Source organism: Actinomadura sp. NPDC023710 (assembly GCF_040639875.1).
GTDB classification, from domain to species: Bacteria; Actinomycetota; Actinomycetes; order Streptosporangiales; family Streptosporangiaceae; genus Spirillospora; species Spirillospora citrea.
Window position 1 is genome coordinate 39,744 of record NZ_JBFAGB010000024.1, and the last position, 18,688, is coordinate 58,431.

Consider the following 18,688-nt stretch of genomic DNA (forward strand, 5'->3'; position numbering starts at 1 on the left):
CAGGGAGCGGTCGTGCACGCACACCTCAGAGCTTGCGGCCGACCCCGGCGTAGAACCAGATCGGCAGGGCCTCCTCAAGGGAGACCGGGTGCTCCGGCCGCCACAGCGGCGCCCACACCAGGCCCGGGTCGACCAGTTCGAAGTCGCCGAACAGGCCCGTCACCTGGTCAAGGGTGCGCGGCGTGCCGGGCGCGTTCGTCCTCTTGTAGACCTCCACGACCTTCGCCACGATGTCGGGGACGCCGTCTCCGGAGGCATGGGTGATCGCCATGTGGCTGCCGGGCGCGAGCGCCTCGCGCAACTCGGCCATGACGCCGGGCGGGTCGTCCTCGTCCGGGATGAAGTGCAGGGTGGCGATCGTCAGCAGCGCGACCGGCTTCCCGAAGTCCAGCAGCCGGGTGATCTCGGGGTGCTCCAGGATCTCGCGGGGGCGGCGGATGTCGGCCTGGACCATCCGGGTGCCGGGCGAGTCGGCGAGGATCGCCCGTCCGTGCGCGACGACCTGGCCGTCGTAGTCGGCATAGGCGACGCGTGCGGCGGGGTTCACCGACTGGGCGATCTGGTGGACGTTCTGCTGGGTGGGCAGCCCGGTGCCGATGTCGAGGAACTGGTCGATGCCCTGCTCGGCCATGTACCGGACGGCGCGGCCCATGAACGCCCGGTTCTCCTTGATCAGGGTGATCAGGGTGGGGTCGGCGGACTTGGCCTCCTCGGCGCGGAGGCGGTCGGCCTCGTAGTGGTCCTTGCCGCCGAGGTAGTAGTCGTACATGCGAGCGATGTTCGGCACGCTCGGGTCGAATCCGCCTGGCCGAAGCCCCTCGCCTGCCACCGTGCCTCCCTGCCGGCCGCCCACGCTGATCATCTTCGCACCCAACTCTACGGTCTGCGCCCGTCCCGTCGGACCGGTCCACAGAAACGACCGATCACGATTCGGTCCGGCGGCACGGCCCCGGCGGCCCGGCGCCGACGATCGACGTGCCCGGCCGGGGCACCTACCTCGAGTACGTCGGGCATACCGGAAAGGTGCGTGCCATACTGGGCGATTCCCGGCCGCCGTGCGTCACCGCTCGGATGTCAGCTGAATGGAGAAGCCATGCCCTTCCCCGCGGGGCACGAGCCGCAGACCTTCGATCCGACGGCGCCCAACGAGAGCCGGATGCACGACTACTTCCTCGGCGGCAAGGACAATTACGCCGCGGACCGGCAGGCGGCGCTCCAGGCGATCGAGCTGGCGCCGGAACTGCCCGTCCTGGCACGCGAGGGGCGCAAGTTCCTGGACCGCGTCGTGCGGTTCCTCGCCGCCGCGGGGATACGCCAGTTCCTCGACATCGGGACCGGCCTGCCCACCCAGGGAAGCGTGCACCAGATCGCCCAGGCGGTGGCGCCGGACTGCCGGGTCGTCTACGTGGACAACGACCCCGTCGTGCGCGTCCACGCGCAGGCACTGCTGGGAAAGAACCCCTACACCACGGTCGTCGAGGCCGACATGCGGGATGCCGAAGGAATCGCGCGGCACCCCGACCTGCGCCGCCTGATCGACCTCGACCGGCCGACGGCGCTGCTGTTCTTCCACGTGCTCTACGCCATTCCCGACGACGAGGAAGTGGCGTGGAGCGTCCGGCGGCTGGGCGACCTGATGGCGCCGGGCAGCCATATCGCGATCTCGCATCCGGTCAGCGACCTGTGCCCGGAGGTCACCGCCAGGCTCGCCTTCCTCTACCAGCAGGAGACCCACGCGATCCGCGGCAAGCCGCGCTCGAACGTCCGGACCAGGGCCGAGGTGGAAGGGCTCTTCTCCGGCTGGGACCTGATCGAGCCCGGCGTCGTCTACCTTCCTCTGTGGCGTCCCGAGCACGAGACCATCGAGTCGTCCAGGCCGATCTGGAGCGTCGGGGGCGTCGGGCGCAAGCCCTGAGCGCGCGTCACCCCACCGGAGTGCCGTAGACGCTCACCTCCGTGAGGTGGAAGGTGAGGTTGGCGGTGTTGCCGGAACCGACCACCCGGATGTAGCGGGCCTCGGCCTCGGTGGTCATGGTGTCGCCCGCGTCGGCGGCGGGGCGGGGCCCGTTGCGCCCGCCGAGGGTGAACCAGTGGTCGCCGTCGAGGCTGCCCTCCAGCCGGTAGGTGTAGTAGCGGGTCCCGTCGACGTAGTTGCGGACGTTGACGCGCGAGACGTCGTCGACGGCGCCCAGGTCGACCCGCCACCAGTTCTCGCCGTAGGTCATCTGGCCGCCCCAGTAGGGCGAGTTGGCGCGGCTGCCGTCGTTGGCGGCCTCCGGGGGCCGCCCGGGCTCGGAGGACAGCGCCGTCACCGGCTTGCGGAGGCTCTGCAGCGGGTCGCCCGACCCGTCCCGGGACGTGCTGGGCGAGGCGAGGATGCCGCCGCCGAACTGCGCGATCGCCTCCTGAGCGGTGTGGCCGTTGACCGCGCTGACGAACATGCCGACGTCCTGGGCGCCCGCCGTGCCGGGGACCGTGCCGGAGCCGACCACGGCCCAGTTCCTGCCGTCGGAGCTGCACGATCCCGTCATCCGGTCGCCGTCCCTGCTCAGCCGCACGTGGACCTCGCCCGCGGTGAACCCGCCGACCTCGGTGTAGTGGTCGAGCCGGCCGTCGCCGTCGGCGTCGCGGGAGAAGACGCACCCGTGGGCGGGCGTCACGGCGATGGTGGCGTACCCGGCGGACCCGGCCCGGGCCAGGTCGTCGCCCGCGACCAGTCCGGCCCGCGTCCAGTCGGACGACCCGTCCAGCCTGGTCACCTTCGTGGAGACCGCGTGCCCCGGGGTCAGCCCGCCTTCCTTGTAGACGGTCGCGAACTCGTTGGTCTCGCCCCACATGTCCTTGCCGCCCGCGGCGATGCCGACCGTGTCGCCGGACTGCGCGAACTCGGCCGCGGTGGAGGCGAAGGTCTTGTAGGGCGCCCCCACCGTGCCGCTGCCGACCATGAGGAGGGAGTGCGCGCTCGCCTGTTCGGAGTCGCCTCCGGCGGTGCGCCACGAGACCGTGGCGTCCAGGCCCGGCAGGGCGCCGGGCCGGGCGTCGGCGGGTGCGGTCACCGTCCAGGTCGCGGTGGCGGTCTCGCCGGGGGCGACATCGCCGGCGGGACCGGATCCCGCCGCGATCCTGTAGCCGGCTGGTGCGGCCAGCCGGAAGCGCGCCTTCCGGGCCTCGCTGAGCGTCGACTCGTTGGTGAACGTCGCGGTGACGCGGACGGCGCCGCCCGGCTCGACGCCCTTGCGGTCGGTGGCGAGGGCCAGCGCGCCCGCCGGTTCCTCGGCCACCCGCCGCGCCAGCCGGTGGGCGTCGCCGTGCGGCTCGGCGGCGTAGCGGGTGCCGCCGTGCGCCCAGCGCTCGGCGACGGCGCGCCAGTCGATCCGCTGCGGCTCCGCGCCGGTCCTCATGGCGCGCCCGAGCTCGTCGAAGAACGTCTTCCAGCGCTCGGCGTAGTAGCCGCCGACCAGCCCGTTGAACTCGCGGCGCGCGTAGTCCTGGAGGCCGGGGCTGTCGCTCTCCCACAGCGTGACCAGCGACTTGAGGTTGTAGTCGAGGGTCGCCGCCTCCCTGCGGTCCGCCGCCTGCCGGGACGCCTCGCGCTGCCAGGTGCCGAGGAGGAAGTGCGGGTCGGCGCCGAGGACGTCGTCCATGAGGCGGATCTCGCCCATCCACCGGTCGGTGAGCCGCGCGAAGGCGGTGCGGTCGCCGTCCCGGTAGGCGGCGCGGATCTTCGGCAGGAGCAGCCTGCCGCGGTTGGCCAGCACCTGCCTGGCGACGTCCACGAGGTCGTAGCGGTACGCGCCGGAGCGCCGCAGCCGCGGATCGACGTCGAGCAGTTCGCGCAGGGCCTTCTCGAACTCGCCCGGGTCGTACTGCAGCGGCGTCCCGGTGGCGGTGAGGTTCGGCTGGTCGTCGAACAGGCCGGTCACGTGCCGGGTGTCCTTGCCCGCGGGCCACGCGTAGGCGGTCCGGCCGATGATCCGCCAGGCCGCGAGCGCGTGCGGGTCGGCGGCCCCGTAGCGGGCGGTGGCGTACTGGTCGAACCAGGCGTCCACGTCGACCGGGCCGTCCCGCCACGGCATGTCGGCGAAGAACGCCACCGCGGCCGGGTTGTTGTCGATGGCCTCGGGCATCAGGGCGATGCCGTTCATGGCCGTCCCCTGCCTGGCGCGCCAGGCGTGGAACTTCTCGTTCCACACGGTGAGGCCGGCGCCGAAGTTCTGGTGGCCGCCGAAGTTCCAGATCGTGCCGAAGGCGTACTGCGTGCCGAGGAAGTCCTTGTCGCGGTCGGTGATGTCGGGCTGCTCCGTGATGCCGTCCACGATGAACATGCGGGAGCGGTCGACCGCCTGGAGGGTCTCCTTGCGGGGGTTGTTCTGCCAGCCGAGGATCACCCAGGTCGCGCCGGGATGCGCCGCTTCGAGCGCGTCCTGCACGGCCCGGGACGCCTCGGGCACCGGCACGGACCCGGCCCGCCCGCCCTCGTGCAGGAGGTCCATCTTGTACATCGTGCTCGCCCCGTACAGCTGGGTCTGCGCCTGGTAGAACGCCCCGGCGACCTTTCCGAACTCGGGCCCGGTAGGGTCGAGCCAGTCCGCGCGCTCCAGGCCGTTCCAGGTGCCCTGCGGGACGGTGTTGGCCCCGGGATTGCGGGTCTCGAAATCGGTCGGGACGGTGCCGTAGAAGCCCGGCAGCACCGGCGTCATGCCCAGCTCGCGCAGCCGGTCGACCATGCGCCGGGCGAGCGCCGCGCGCCGGTCGATCAGCTGCTGGGAGATCGGCGAGTCGGTGCAGCACATGTTCTGCAGCAGCCACCACGCCTGATGGCCCGGCTGCGGGATCCAGGCGCGCATGTCCGCGGCGCTGTAGCCGAACTGCTGGAACGTCCGCTGGTAGACCGCGTCCTGCCCCTCGTACACGAGGACCTCGTTGATGCCGAGCAGCGCGAGCGCGTCGATGCGGCGCTCCCACTCCTCCCAGCTCAGGTACGCGCCGGCGTATCCCTCGTTGGTGTCGTTGAGCGCGAACCGGTGCGCGACCGAGGAGTCGGCCTCGATCGGCGCGGACGGCAGCGGCAGCCGCCCGGGCAGGTCGAGCTGCGTCCCGCCGATGGCGACGTTCGCGTGCGCGACCTCCCGCAGGTAACGGCCGAATCCTGTGAGCTGGACGGCCGGGGACGTGCCCGCGACGACCAGGCGCCCGTGCTCGGCGGAGACCCGGAAGCGGTCGGGGCCGGAGCCCCTGGGAATCGTCCGCAGCTCGACCTGGCCTGCCCGTCCCCGGCCGAGGAGCCGCTCCAGCGTGCGGGCGGCGGGTCCGGTGGCGCGGGCCGCCGGTTCGGCGTCGCGCGCGGCGGCCGGAACCACCGCGGTCATCGAGACCGCCAGCAGCGCGACCAGCATGACGATGGCCGACCGCGAGCGGCCACCGGTTTCTGTTCGTCGGCCCGGGACCATGGCGGACACCTCCACCGCGAGGTTTGTTAAGCTCGTTGAAAAACTGGAGCGGCCTTCATCATGAAGGCGCCGGGTCCCGCGGTCAAGGGTTCGTCCGCGATCTTCTGGAGGGGCATGAAAGAGGATCGCGCGGTCGGCACCCCGGTGCTGCGCCGCCTCAACACCGCCGCCGTTCTGCGGGCGGTGCGCGAGCGCGCGCCCGATCCGCTGCGCCTGGCCGAACTCGTCGAGCTGACCGGGCTCACCCGTCCCACCGTGGGGCAGGCGGTGGACGACCTGGTCGAGGCCGGCTGGCTCCAGCAGCACGATCCGGCGGCCGCCTCCCGGCACGGCGGCCGCCCCGCCGTGCGCGTCTCTCTGCGGGGCCGCGCCGCGCCCGTGCTGGGGCTCGACGTCGGCCCCCACACGGTCAGCGCGGGGGTCAGCGACCTCGCCGCCCGGCGCCTGGCGGCCGTGCGCCGCCCGGTCGGGCGGAGCGAGGCCGGTCACCTGCTGCGCGCCGTCGACGAGGTGATCGAGAGCGCCCTGCGGGAGGCCGGCCTCGGCGCGGACGAGATCGCCGGCGTGGTGGTCGCGACGCCGGGCATCGTCGACCCCGGCGCCGGGCGCGTCCTGCTGGCGCCGAGCGTCCCGGGCTGGACGTCGGTGGACCTCTCCGGCCACCTGCGCGACCGCTTTCCCTGCCCCGTCCAGGTCGAGAACGACGCCAACCTCGCCGCCCTGGCCGTCGCCGGTGAGCGCGGGACCCTGCTGGCCGTGCAGTGGGGCGAGCGCCTGGGCGCGGGCGTCGTGATCGACGGCCGCCTCCACCGGGGCTCGGGCGCCGCCGGGGAGATCGGCTTCATCCGCCCGCCCGGCCGCGTCCCGGAGACCGGCGACGGGCGGGGCCCGCTGGAGCGCACCATCGGCGCCGAGGCCATCGCCGCGCGGGCCCGCCGCGCCGCCCGCGGGCACCCCGAGTCCGCCCTGCGCGCCGGCGAGGCCGACGCCGCCGCCGTCTTCGCCGCGGCCGCCGCCGGAGACGCCGTCGCCCAGGAGGTCGTGGACGCCGTGGCCGCGACCTTCGCGCAGGCGATCGCCCCCGCCGTGCTGGTCCTCGACCCCGACACCGTCGTGATCGGCGGCGGCGTCGCCCGCGCCGGGTCCGTCCTGCTCGGCGCCATCACCCGGCACCTGGCCGAGCTGACCCTCACCCCTCCCGCCGTGGAGTTCTCCGGCCTCGCCGAGGACACCGTCCTCACCGGCGCCCTGCACCTGGCCCTCGACGAGGTCTGGCGCCGCCTCACCGTCTGAGGCGCCGAAAGATCATCCAGGAAGGGCGTCGAAGAGGTTGGGCAGGCCGGAGCGGTAGCGCTGGGCGTCGAGCTTCTTGACGCCGTCCAGCAGCGCGTTGACGGCGGCGCGGCGCCGGACTCGTTCGCGCCCTCCATGGTGGCCAGGTCGACATGGGTGCGGACGTAGTCGCCGGCCATGAACAGGTTCGGGGCGTGGTGGTCGCGAGCGCCAGAGTGGCGGCGGCGCGGCGGACGGTGGAGCGGATCACGTTGAGCCTCCTCGGCTGAGCCCCCGTGACGTCCGGCCCCCGGCCGGCCGCGGGTTCCGGATGCTGTCAAGCATTGTGTCGACACACTGTCCGATCCCGGCCTGGAGGCGGTACGCTGCGGCCATGGCGACCACCACCCAGCCCCGCAGGAAGGTCCGGGAGCGGCGCGACGACGTCCGGCGCCGCGTGCTGCGGACGGCGACGGAGATGATGGCCGACGGCACGCCCTACACCGAGCTGCCCGTGCAACGCATAGCCGAGCGAGCGCGGGTGGCGCGCTCCACCCTCTACCTGCACTTCCCGGACAAGAGCCGGCTGCTCCTCGCACTGGCGGACGAGGCGGTCGACGCGCTGTTCGGCGAGGCCGTCATCTGGTGGCGGGCCGACCACTCCGACGGGGTCGACGGCGTCGCCCGCGCCATGCGGCAGATGATCACCGCGTACCGCGAGCACCGCCGCGTCCTGCATGCCCTGGCCGAGGTCGCCGGGTACGACCCCGAGGTCGCGGAGTTCTGGCGCGAGCGGATACGGCGGTTCGCCGCCGTCGTGCAGAACCGGCTGGAGAGGGAGCGGCGGGCGGGCACCGTGGACCCGGAGATGGACGTCCGGTCGACGGCCCAGGTACTGATCTGGACCGTGGAACGGACGATCTCCGCGCACTGCCACCACGACGAGGGCGCGGGAGACGAGCGGATCGCGCGCACCCTCGCCCGGACGATCTGGCTCACGGTCTACGGCGCGACGCCCGCACCGCCCCGCGGTGACCGGCGCTCGGCAAACCGGTAGCGCCCGGATCCTCGGACGGGAACGGGGCCGGCACGGACCCGCCCACGTCGCGCCGGCTCACGTACGCGCGGCCGGGCGTTCGCTCGCCGGCATATTCGCTAAGAATTTATATAGCAAATTGCTTTGGAACGCGACTTTCCCCGGGAAGCGACTTTCCAGCGGAGCGCCGCTGGATTGGTCCCGGCACGAGGCGGCCGCCGACACGCGAATATGCGCGGCCCGTTCGGCGGCCAAACCGTTGAGCTTGGGCGATAATGCGCGCTACGCTCAACAGTGGGGGATTTTCCATAGCCGTTCGGCTCGGGCGGAGGAGTGGTCACGTGGGCTTTCCAGGATCCCGCAGGGTCGTCATCGTCGGAGCGGGCTTAGCCGGAACCGCCACCGCCATACGTCTCATGCAGTTCGCCCGGGAACCTTTACAAGTGGTGCTGATAGAGCGGCGGCCCGAATATCGCAGTGCGGGCGTGGCCTATCACCGTTCAGGCAACCACTGGCACCACGTCTTCAATATCCAGGCGGGCCGCATGTCGATGTTCCGGGAGGACGTCGACGATTTCGTGGACTGGGCGAACACCGAGGCCGACCGGACCGGCTGGCCCCCGAGGTGGAGGGACTTCACCTTCACCGAGTCCGGTCCGGCGCCCCGCCGGCTCTACGCCGACTACCTGCGCACCCGCCTCACCGAGGCCGCGCGGGAGGCGCCGGACGGCGTGGAGTTGCTCGAAGTCGACGGCGAGGCGGTCGACATAACGGTCGGCCCCGGCCGCGCGGACGTCGTCGTGGAGAAGCGCCCCTCGCCACGATCCGGCGCCGGGCCGGACCCGACCACGATCGGGGCCGACCACGTCGTCCTCGCGACGGGGCTGGAGGAACGGGAGCTCCCGTTCGCGGACGCCGTCAGGGACCACCCCTGCTTCGTCCGGCACCCCTATTCCGAGCAGGGGATCCAGCGGATCCTCGGCCTCCGGCAGGACGCCGAGGTCGCCATCATCGGCACGCTGCTGAGCGCGTACGACTCGGCCTCACTCCTGCTGCGGCACGGCCACACCGGGAGGATCCACATGATCTCGCGGTCCGGGCTGACGCTGCGCACCTATCCCTCCGACCACCGCCACCACGTCCTCGACCTGCCGGCTCCACGGCTGCACTCCGACGGCTACGAGGGCCGCGACGAGCTCGTCCGCCTCTTCAGGAGCGAGTGGGAACGGGCCTGCGCCTTCGTCGCCCAGCGGCATCCAGGCGTGGCGCCCGCGGTCGTGAGCGAGCGCATCGCCAAGTCCTGGGAGCCCCGCCTGCCCGAGGTCCTCGCCCGGATCCCCTCGGCCGATCTCCGCGCGCTCCTCGACCGATACGGGAGCCTGCTGGCCACGCTGCGCGTGAGCGCCGTCCCCTACATCACCGAGTTCGTCGACGCCGCGATGGCGGAGGACGGGCCGATCGTCCACACCACCGGCGCCGTCGGCGGGATCACCGCCACCGAGGCCGGCAGGCTGCGGGTGGCGGTGTCGGGGCCCGCGCCGGCGCGGACGATCGAGGCGGACCTCGTGATCTCCAACTTCGGGCGGGAGACCGACTACGAGCGGGTCGGTTCGGCGCTCTGGCGGAACCTGCTGGGCAGGGGGATCGCCGCGCGGCACCGGCGGACCGGACGCGGCGTCGAGGTGGACGGCCACGGTTTCCTCCTCGGACCGGCCGGCGTGCGCACCGCCCCGATCACCGTGGTCGGCTGCCCAAGGGAGGGCGACGAGATCACCCGGTACGGCCGGATGGGCGCGTTCACGTTCAACCTCGCCGCGATCAAGAACCACTCGGTCGGCGTCGCCGCGGCGGTTCTGCGCCACCTCGAATCGTGCTACGACGAACCGACCGAAACCGTGTCCAAGGCCGTGGCCCACGGTGGGGACGACGCGGTGCGCACGGCGTTCGCCCGTGCGGTACGGCTTGACGTGCGCCGGATGGCCGCCCGGCGCCGCCACGACCGCCGAGCCCTGGCGGACCGGCTCGATCACGGCCTGAAAGCCCTTATGAGCGCCGTGATCGCCAACGGCGAGGCCCCCGCGCCGGACGGCGCGCTGCGCTTCGTCGTGAACGCGGCCGCCACGACGAAGCTCAACGACCTGTCCGTGACGCCGCGGGATCTCCGGTCGCTTCTCGAACTCGACGAGCCGCCGGAATCAGGATAGCCGGAAAGCCATATCGGCATTCGGGAGGTGCGTTTCCTCGTCCACGACTGTCACTCTCTAACCATGCTCTGCCCGGGACGGGCCTGACCGCGGATCGCCTTCGAGCGCGGTCGGCACGCATCGCCAACCGGGACCGGCGAGAGAGAGGACGTCCGTGAGCCCTCGCGAAGTTTCAGGGGTCGTGCTCGTCGATTCACACCAGCGCTCCGTTCAAGGATCCTGCAATCGCAGCAGAAAACCGGTCGACGGCACCATTCTGGTCGTCGATGCACTCGGCCCCGACCTTTATGACGCCATCGTCGCCTGTTCCGCCGTGATCTGCGCGAAAGGCGGCCGGACCGGCCACATGCAATCCCTTTGCCGCTCGCGTGGAATCCCCGTGCTGCGCGTCGCCCCCTCCGAACTGGACGCGCTCGCCGGCGAGGCCACCGTCCTGCTCGACCGCGCGTCGGTCGTCCTCGGCGAGGCCGCACCGGCGGCGCCCGCCCCGCGGTGCCCGGACGCCGCCTTCGGCGACGTCGAGTCGATCTGCGTGGTCGTCACCGACACCGCGGACATCCGGGCGACGAACGCCCTCGCACCGCGCGTCGAGCACGCCGACTCGTTCTTCATCCGCGAGGAGTTCCTCTGCTTCTCCGCCGCCCTGAGCCCGATCGACTCACTTCGTGCGGGAGTCCGCGAGGCCGAGCGCTACGGCGCCGCGGTGGCGTCGGAGCTCTGCCCGATGGTGCGCGAACTCCTTCCCGGCCAGCGCCTGATCATGAGGCTCCTCGACCTGCGCTCCGACGACGCCGCCAAGATCACGTCGGGTGACCACGTGGACGACGAGCCGAACCCCGAACTCGGCCGGCACGGCGCCCGGTGGCTGCTGCGGGAGCGCCGCTACCCCCACGCCTTCCGGGCGCTGCGCCGCCACCTGCGGGACCGGCTGGGCGCGGACGCGGACCGGGTGCGTTTCGCCGTTCCGTTCATCAACGACCATGACGAGTACGTGCGGCTGCGGCGGTTCCTCGGCCTCGGGGACGAGACGCCGCTCGCCGTCTTCGTCGAGACGCCGGCCGCCGTGCACTCGGCGGCCGGCTTCTGCGCCTCCGGGGCCTGCGAGCTGTTCGTCGGCACCAAGGACCTGATCCAGTTCTACCTCGCCGCCGACCGCGGCAACCACCTGGTCTCGTCCGTCTACCAGACGCGGCATCCGGCGGTCCTGGCAGCGCTGCGCCAGGCCGTGGAGTCCGGCCGCGCCGCCGGGGTCCCGGTCCACGTGTTCGCGCTGGGCGCCGACCTGGACCACTACGCGCGGCACCTTCCGGTGCGCAGGCTCATGATGTGCGCCGCCGAGCTGCGTCACCTCGCCGCGAGGACGGCGGCCTAGCGCGTCACCCGGCGCCGCCGAAGCCGATCTCGTTGCCCCCCGGGTCGCGGAAGACCACCTTGGTCACGCCGTTCCCGTACTCCTCGCGCCGCGCCGGCGCGATGCCCCGCCGGGCGATCCCCGCGACCCGGTCACCGAGATCGTCGACGAACGCGAGCACCAGGGCGTTCCCCGCCCGCTCCGGGTCCTGCACGATGTAGACGTACCGGTGCTCGGCCACTTCCCACACGGCCTCGATGTCGTTGGGCAGGAACGACGGCTTCCCGCCGAAGAAGCGCTCGTACCACGGCAGCGCCTCCCCGTAGTCGGTGACGGGGATGCCGGCGAAGAGATCGAGTGACATGCGTTTCCTCCTGCGTCGTGGACATGTCGCAGGTAATGACCACGGCGGTGCCGCCAACTCATCGCCGCCCGCCTTCCGGCGCGTCCCGCCGGCGGGATCGGCGCCCGGCCGGCGGCGAAGAAGTCGCTACAGCGTTCATGGGTCTCACCTCCTCCAGTGGCCCGGGAAAGCCACCACCGCGCGCGTCGCCCTCTCCAACCCTTTGCCGCCGCCCTCGGCGTCGGCGCCATCCGGCCGGTCGGGCACACTGGCCTGGGCCGGATCTCCGCGACTGGTCGCGAAGTCTCTCGGAAAGGGATCTTGATGCGCGTTGTCTCCCAGGAGGATCTGGCGCGGGTGCTGGGCGGACTGCCGGGACGGCCCCGGATCGTGGCCGGCGGCAACTTCGCCGCCCCCCGGCGTGCCCTGCGGATCCTGGACGGCGCGGTCGGCGAGTACCGCCTGTTCATGCTCAACGCCCAGATGGAGGTGCCGGACCGCGAAGGGGTCGATCTGGAGACGCCCTTCGTCGGCGCCGGGATGCGCGGCCGCGCGAACCTGCGCTACTTCCCGTCGCGGCTGTCGCTGGTGCCGAACCTGCTGAAGGAATCGCTGCCGCCGGACGTGGTGATCGTGCAGACCTCCCCGCCGGCCGGCGGGACGGTCTCGCTCGGCATCGAGGTCAACATCCTGCCCGCGGCCATCGAGGCGGTCCGCGCGCGCGGCGGCCTGGTCGTCGCGCAGATCAACCCCCGCATGCCCTACACGTTCGGCGACGCCGTCCTGGCGACCGACGAGATCGACCTGGCGATCGAGGACGACGAGCCGCTCGCCACCCCGGTCCCCCGGCCGCCCGGCGAGATCGCCCACGAGATCGGCGAGCGGGTGGCCCGGCTCGTCCCGCAGGACGCCACCCTGCAGCTCGGCATCGGCGCCATACCGGACGCCGTGCTCTCCTCGCTCCTCGACCGGCGGGGGCTGCGCGTCTGGTCGGAGATGTTCAGCGACGGGGTGCTGGCGCTGGAGAAGGCGGGCGCGCTCGACGCCGGCTCCCCGATCACCGCGTCCTTCGCCTTCGGAAGCCCGGAGCTGTACGCCTGGGCCGACCGCAACGACCGGATCCGGATGCTGCGCACCGAGAAGACCAACGACCCGAGCCTCATCGCCCGCCGGCCCCGGATGGTCTCGGTGAACTCCGCGCTCCAGGTCGACCTGTTCGCCCAGGCCAACGCCAGCCGCGTCCGCGGGGTGATCTACTCCGGCTTCGGCGGGCAGACCGACTTCGTCGTCGGCGCGCTGCACTCCCCCGGCGGGCACGCCGTCATCGCCCTGCCGTCCTGGCATCCGCGCGCGGACGTCTCGACCGTCATCCCGCGCCTCGCCGGTCCGGTCACCTCGTTCCAGCACAGCTACATCGTCAGCGAGCGGGGCGCCGCCACCGTCTGGGGGAACGACGCCGCCTCCCAGGCGCAGCAGATCATCGACAACGTCGCCCACCCCTCCGCCCGCGACGAGCTGCGCGAGCAGGGCCGGGAGCTCGGCTTCCCGCTGCGCTGACCGCCCGACCGCCCCGCGGTTCCTCCGCGTCCCGTCGCCGGGACGTCACGAACGCGTGAACACCTATTGGCACATCGCCAATAAGGGTCTAGTGTTCCGGTCAGCTCAGGAAACCCGGGGGTGTCCGGCATCGCGATCGGCAGGGCGCCTCCGGCCCCCAGGAGGAGCGAAGGCATGGACAGACCCAGCAGACGCGACGTGTTGATCTCCGGTGGGGCGCTCGGAACGCTCGGCGCCCTCAGCGTCGCCTCCCCCGCGCAGGCGTCCTCACTGTGGACGTGGTCGCCCAAGGGCTCGGTGGCGGGCGCGGGCAGGGGCGCCGACCCGCGGTGGGTGTGGGACCCGGAGGTCGACGCGCTGGTCGCCTCGCTGCTCGACCGGGGTGAGGTCCCCAAGGTCAACGCGCTGCTGCGCACCTGGACCAAGAACGGCCAGCCGCTGCCGGACGGGCTGCCGGCGGATCTGCGCGACTTCATGGAACGCGCCCGGCGACTGCCGGCGTGGGCCGACCAGAGCAAGCTGGCCACCGCGTTCGAGTTCAACGAGAAGCGGGGCCTCTACCTCGGCGTCACCTACGGCTTCGCCAGCGGGATGATGAGCACGGCCATCCCGAAGGAGGCGCGCGCGGTCTACTACTCCAAGGGCGGCGCGGACATGAGGGACCGCATCACCAAGACCGCCAAGCTCGGCTACGACATCGGCTCCGAGAAGGCGTTCGAGCCCGACGGCGAGATGATCGTGACCTGCGTCAAGACGCGGCTGGTGCACGCCGCCGTGCGCCACCTGCTGCCGAAGTCGCCGTACTGGACCAAGGCGGCCGACGAGAAGATCCCGATCAGCCAGGCGGACATGATGGTCACCTGGCACAGCCTGCCCACCACCGTCATGCAGAACCTGGTCAGGTGGAAGGTTCCGATCCCGGACGCCGAGTCCGAGGCGTTCCTGCTGTCCTGGCAGCTCGCCGGGCACATGCTCGGCATCCAGGACGAGTACATCCCGAAGTCGTGGGACGAGGCGAACTCCCAGGCCGGGCAGGTGCTGACCCCGGTGCTCGCACCGACGCCCGAGGGCGTCAAGCTGGCCGACATCCTGCTCAACCTCGGCTCCACGATCGACGGCGGCATCCTCACCAAGCCCATCCTCGGCTCGCTCACCCGCTTCATGCTCGGCAACGAGATCGCCGGGTGGCTGAAGATCCCCCGGGACCCGCTGTGGGACCCGCTCATCCAGACCCTCTGGCCGCCCTTCGTCGCCGTCCGCGAAGGCCTCCTCGACCTCACCAAGGCGCCGAAGGAGCTGCGGCAGCTCTACTGGGCCTTCGACGAGATCCTCCGCCAGGGCGCCCTGCTCTACCTGTCCGGATTCAAGACGCCGATCAGCATCGAGATCCCGCAGACCAACAACCCGCACTACTGATCCGGGACGCCCCGGACCGCGCTCGCGGACCGGACGCACCACGCGGACGCCGGGCTCGGAACCGACCGGGGACCGAGCCCGGCTTCTCGGTCCCGTTCGGCTAGAACGCGCTGCGGACGAGGTCGTGCACGGCCTCGCTCATGGTGACCGGGTCGACCTGGCCGAGCGGCACCGTGTCCTTCGGCGCCCGGGCCGGGGCCGGGCCCGCCCACACAGCGTTGATCTTCTGGTCCTCGCCCTCCCCGTACATGTAGTGGCCCAGGCCGGGGCTCAGGCCGGCCACCACGTACAGGCCGGCCGGGTCGCGCCGGGCGAGCCACCCGCCCGCGAACCCGCCGTCCGCATCCACGGACTCCCAACGCCCCTGCGAGTGGCCCTTGGCCTTGCCGTAGGGCAGGACGAGCCCCTCCACCCGGGCGAGCCGGTGCGCGCCGCGCTCGTCTTCCGTGAGCCGGTGGACGGGCCGTCCGAGCTGCTCGAACGGCTGAAGGATCTCGTAATCGGCGAACAGTTCGGCCCAGGCGCGCAGGTCGTCGCCCAGCAGGACCGGATGGGCGATGCCGATGCGGTCGTCCGGCGCGGGCGCGAACGGGTCGTCGCCGACGGTGGCGTAGTCGCGGCCCTCGTCGACGCGGAAGGCCGTTCCGGAAGCGGTCGTCCACACCAGCCGGCGGACGATGTGCCCGAGCAGCGGGTGGGCGACGAACAGGGTCCGGAAGCCCTCCGGCGTCCAGCTCCGCCGGGTCGTCATGGCCAGCTCCAGGCGCCTGATCTCCTGGTCGGCGATCGTCCGCAGGTCCTTCCTGAGGCCGGTGAACAGGGCGTGCGCGGCCGGGGCGAGGGCCGGATCGTCCTTCGGGCCGGGTTTCGGCGCGCTCTTGCGCACCTTGCCGTTCGGCTCCACGACCAGCGGGACGAGTTGCTCGTCGAAGGTCACGGTGAACCGCCGTGGACCGTAGTCCAGGACGAGCGTGCCCCGCTCGTCCAGCCCGAAGTCGGGGACGGCCCGGTCGGCGAGGCCGTCGCGCGTCATGCCGCGCGCCGCGGCGATCTCGTCGATCTTGAGGACGGCCCTCGCCTTCAGCCCCTTGTACCTGCCGCGGCGGGTCAGCTCGAACAGATGGGTGAGGGCCACGTCGGAGCCGATCGCGGCCAGGACGTCCAGCGCGGTCGCGGCCCGGCCGGTGAGACCCTGGCCCGGCCAGAGCTTGATCAGCGGGCTGAGCCGCCGCACCGTCGTGTCGTCGCCGATCAGGCCGAGCTGCGCCAGCGCCCAGTTGTGCCGCGTCGGGGCGCCGAGCGCCTGCCAGCGCTCGAACACCGCCCAGGAGAACTCGGCCAGCGAGTGCCGGTCGCAGAACGCGCGGACCTGGGCCGCCTCGGGTGCCTTCCTGGCGAGCAGGTTCAGCAGTCGCCGGGTCGCGCTCGCGGGCAGCGACCCATCGCGGCCGCGCGTGAGGATCCGGGGAAGCAGGGCGGGGTCGGCCCAGTCCGCCTTCGCGCTCCGGGTGGGCTTGCCGCTGAGCACGTCGGGCAGGTCGGCACAGTCGGGAACGGCCGGACGCGGCAACAGCGCCTCGACGCTCCCCGGCGGCACCGCCTCGGCCAGACCGGGCCTGGCGTACAGCAGCCCGCGCACCGTTCCCGCCGCTTGCAGCCCCCTGGTCGTGTCGTCGCCGATCAACGGGGCCAGCGCCCGGAGCGCCTGTTCCGGGTGCCGTTCGGCCGCCTCCTGCAAGGCGGCGGGCACCCCCTTCTCGCCCATGTGGCCGAGCAGGAGCGGGAAGACCGCCTCGTCCGCGATCCCCAAGAGCGCTTGCAACACGATCGGGCGCGTCTCATCGGCGTTGAGACCCTGCCGGAGTGCGATCTCGAGCAGCGGGAGCGCGTCCGCACCCAGGCCGTCGAGCAGCGTCCCTATCACGGCGGGAGTGACCGGTATCCATCTCACGTCCCCGATCTGCGCCGCGCTGGACAGGGAGCAGAGCAGGAACTCGTAGTCGAGTTCCCTGGACCCGAAGGAGCTGCCGGGGGAACCGTCCAGCCAGGCCGTCTCGGTCGGGACAAGGTAGGACGCCACGCGCCGCCTCCAGACGTCGCCGCGACGGCGCGACGCGCCACGGCGTCGCCGTACTCGTCCTCGGACGCGGCGGCCAGCAGCGTGCGGAGCCGCTTGACCACCGCGTCCTTGGCGACCCACCGGCTGACCGGGAAGTGGTCGTGGAAGGTGACGCGCCGGATCTCGCCCCGCCATCCCCGGGGCGCGCCGTCGCCGTAGGCGACGAGCAGGACGGCGCCACCGGAGCCGGGCGTCGCAGGTCGCGGCACCGGGCCGGGCTCGATCGAGAAGGCCTCGGTGACCGCGCAGGCGGCGAACGCGAGCCCGTGATCCAGCACCCACGCGTCCAGGAACGCCGTGGCGTCGACGCCCTCGACGTACTTCACCGCCGCGGCGGCCACGCCCGCCGCGCCCGCCGGATCGGCCTCCCCGTCCAGCCATGCCCGCAGGGCCTGGCCGAGCTCGGGATCGGTGCGCTCGTGCTCCAGCATCTCCTCGGCGATCGGGCGGGCCGCGAGGTCCCATTCGCGGGCCCTCTCCGCGGCGACCTCGTCCAGGGCGACCGGCGGACCGGGAATGCCGCCGCGCCTCGGATGGATGTGCTCACGCCACTCGACCGGGATCTCCACCGTCTCGCCCATGGCCCCGCAAACTAGCGGCGGCGTCCGACATCCTGATCACCGATCGCGCACGCGGCGCGGGCGCCGCGGCGCTTCGCAGAACACCCGCTCTGTGGGGGTATTGGCGTTTTGTGGCTTATGGACCGGATCGTGCGGCGGGTGCACACTGCGTCCATGGCCAATGCGCGGCATCTGCTGGGGCCGGACGGGATACGGGTCGACGTGGTCGCCCTCGACGACGTCGACCTGGTCTTCGCCCAGGCCCGCCACCGCGACGCCCGCGCCGGCCAGCTCTGGTTCGTGGTGACCCGGCGGGGACGCCTGGTGGCGTACTGCCGCGACATCGAGGCGGTCGCCGAGCACGTCGAACTCGCCGACCTCCAGGGCCCCGAGGAGGCGTCCCAGGACACCGGCTAGCCGCGGCCCCGGCGGCGCCTCGGCTCAGGTCCTCTCGCGGGACTTGTGGTCCCATCGCGCCGGGTCGGCCTCCAGCGCGGCGCGGTCCCAGCCCGCGAGATCGGCCGCCGCCTCGTAGGTGCCCTGCAGGAACTCCAGAAGGGCCCGGTCGGGGTCGGGGTCCTCCCGCACCACCTCGTACGGGAGCAGGAACTGGCCGTTCTCCCTGCTGTAGAAGGCGCCGGACGGGCCCACGGGACGGTCGGCGAACCCGGCGGGCTCGGGATAGGCATAGGCGTAGAAGGACCCCTCCTCGCCGCCGCCCGGCCAGAACCCGCAGCTGCTGAGCTCCCGCGAGTACCCCTCGACCATCACCCAGTCGCCGCAGTTCGGGGCGCCGCCCGGGTGCTCGGGCGCGTCCCGCCCGGAGAAGCGCGTGCAGGCGAGGTCCATGGCGCCCCAGAAGAAGTGCACGGGGCTGACCTTGCCGATGTAGCGGGACCGGAACTCCCCCAGCACACGAGCGGCCTGGAGGAGTTGGCGCCAGAACAGGTGCGCCGCATCGGGATCGTAGGAGGCGTGCTGGTCGTCCTCCTCGAACGGGATCGCCGGGTCGACCTCGTTCGGGCGCGCCTGGATGTGCGTCTCGATCCCCAGCTCGTGCAGGGCGGCCATCGTCCGGGCGTAGAACCGCGACACCGGCATGGGCGCGAGCTCGAACTCCCGGAGGCTGCCGTCCGAGGTGCGCAAGCGCAGCCGGTGGTCGACGAAGTCGAACTCGATGTCGAACGCGCCCCCGCCGTACGGGATCGCGGACGTGGTCAGCCCGCGCGGGCTGACGTACAGCGTCACATTCCACCAGTGGTTCACCAGCGGCGCGTGAGCCAGCCGCACCTTGCCGATGATCTGCGTCCACATGTGCAGCGTGTCGCGCGTCCGCGTCCAGTCGGCGACGCGCAGCCTTGGCCAGGCCTGTCGTTCCAC

Annotated in this window: 14 protein-coding genes; 8 read left to right on the top strand and 6 right to left on the bottom strand. The window is 72.4% G+C overall.

Annotated elements, in window-relative coordinates:
- Positions 1-25: 25 nt before the first annotated feature.
- Complete coding sequence (locus AB0H37_RS26310) at positions 26-862, bottom strand: SAM-dependent methyltransferase (protein WP_360615876.1); 837 nt, start codon at positions 860-862, stop codon at positions 26-28.
- 231 nt (positions 863-1,093) lie between these two features.
- Here AB0H37_RS26310 and AB0H37_RS26315 point away from each other — a divergent pair, with 231 nt between their 5' ends.
- On the top strand, positions 1,094-1,915 hold the full coding sequence (locus tag AB0H37_RS26315) for an SAM-dependent methyltransferase (RefSeq protein WP_179835372.1): 822 nt from the start codon (positions 1,094-1,096) through the stop codon (positions 1,913-1,915).
- A gap of 7 nt (positions 1,916-1,922) precedes the next feature.
- Here the strand turns inward: AB0H37_RS26315 and AB0H37_RS26320 are convergent, their stop codons facing one another.
- Positions 1,923-5,450, bottom strand: coding sequence for an alpha-N-acetylglucosaminidase TIM-barrel domain-containing protein (locus tag AB0H37_RS26320; protein ID WP_360615878.1), 3,528 nt, complete (start codon positions 5,448-5,450; stop codon positions 1,923-1,925).
- A 114-nt stretch (positions 5,451-5,564) separates the two neighbouring features.
- On the opposite strand from AB0H37_RS26320, the gene AB0H37_RS26325 reads away from it, so the two are divergent.
- The 4 genes from AB0H37_RS26325 to AB0H37_RS26340 all read left to right on the top strand — a co-directional run bounded on the left by AB0H37_RS26325 (position 5,565) and on the right by AB0H37_RS26340 (position 11,334).
- Positions 5,565-6,743 carry an ROK family transcriptional regulator gene (locus AB0H37_RS26325; protein ID WP_360615880.1) on the top strand — a complete coding sequence of 393 codons (1,179 nt, stop codon included), beginning with the start codon at positions 5,565-5,567 and terminating at the stop codon, positions 6,741-6,743.
- Between the two features lie 373 nt (positions 6,744-7,116).
- On the top strand, positions 7,117-7,779 hold the full coding sequence (locus AB0H37_RS26330) for a TetR/AcrR family transcriptional regulator (RefSeq protein ID WP_329089903.1): 663 nt from the start codon (positions 7,117-7,119) through the stop codon (positions 7,777-7,779).
- A gap of 320 nt (positions 7,780-8,099) precedes the next feature.
- Positions 8,100-9,962 carry an FAD-dependent oxidoreductase gene (locus AB0H37_RS26335; protein WP_360615882.1) on the top strand — a complete coding sequence of 621 codons (1,863 nt, stop codon included), beginning with the start codon at positions 8,100-8,102 and terminating at the stop codon, positions 9,960-9,962.
- A gap of 181 nt (positions 9,963-10,143) precedes the next feature.
- Positions 10,144-11,334 (top strand): putative PEP-binding protein, encoded by a 1,191-nt coding sequence (locus AB0H37_RS26340; RefSeq protein WP_360615884.1) that lies wholly within the window; start codon positions 10,144-10,146, stop codon positions 11,332-11,334.
- A 4-nt stretch (positions 11,335-11,338) separates the two neighbouring features.
- On the opposite strand, the gene AB0H37_RS26345 is transcribed toward AB0H37_RS26340, so the two are convergent.
- The gene (locus tag AB0H37_RS26345) at positions 11,339-11,677 is read right to left on the bottom strand and encodes a VOC family protein (RefSeq protein WP_179835378.1); all 339 of its coding nucleotides are present in this window, start codon (positions 11,675-11,677) and stop codon (positions 11,339-11,341) included.
- Positions 11,678-11,980: 303 nt separating this feature from the next.
- On the opposite strand from AB0H37_RS26345, the gene AB0H37_RS26350 reads away from it, so the two are divergent.
- Together AB0H37_RS26350 and AB0H37_RS26355 are read left to right on the top strand one after the other, a co-directional pair.
- Positions 11,981-13,213: an acetyl-CoA hydrolase/transferase C-terminal domain-containing protein gene (locus tag AB0H37_RS26350; protein ID WP_360615887.1), complete on the top strand. Its 1,233-nt coding sequence runs from the start codon at positions 11,981-11,983 to the stop codon at positions 13,211-13,213.
- Between the two features lie 174 nt (positions 13,214-13,387).
- Positions 13,388-14,629: an oxygenase MpaB family protein gene (locus tag AB0H37_RS26355; protein WP_360615889.1), complete on the top strand. Its 1,242-nt coding sequence runs from the start codon at positions 13,388-13,390 to the stop codon at positions 14,627-14,629.
- A 100-nt stretch (positions 14,630-14,729) separates the two neighbouring features.
- Here the strand turns inward: AB0H37_RS26355 and AB0H37_RS26360 are convergent, their stop codons facing one another.
- Positions 14,730-16,394 carry a DUF4132 domain-containing protein gene (locus tag AB0H37_RS26360; protein ID WP_360615991.1) on the bottom strand — a complete coding sequence of 555 codons (1,665 nt, stop codon included), beginning with the start codon at positions 16,392-16,394 and terminating at the stop codon, positions 14,730-14,732.
- 182 nt (positions 16,395-16,576) lie between these two features.
- On the bottom strand, positions 16,577-17,329 hold the full coding sequence (locus tag AB0H37_RS26365) for a hypothetical protein (protein ID WP_360615891.1): 753 nt from the start codon (positions 17,327-17,329) through the stop codon (positions 16,577-16,579).
- 153 nt (positions 17,330-17,482) lie between these two features.
- Between AB0H37_RS26365 and AB0H37_RS26370 the strand changes: the two genes are divergently transcribed.
- Positions 17,483-17,725, top strand: coding sequence for a hypothetical protein (locus AB0H37_RS26370; RefSeq protein ID WP_360615893.1), 243 nt, complete (start codon positions 17,483-17,485; stop codon positions 17,723-17,725).
- A gap of 24 nt (positions 17,726-17,749) precedes the next feature.
- Here AB0H37_RS26370 and AB0H37_RS26375 read toward each other — a convergent pair whose 3' ends face one another.
- Positions 17,750-18,688 carry a DUF5996 family protein gene (locus AB0H37_RS26375; protein WP_329089888.1) on the bottom strand — a complete coding sequence of 313 codons (939 nt, stop codon included), beginning with the start codon at positions 18,686-18,688 and terminating at the stop codon, positions 17,750-17,752.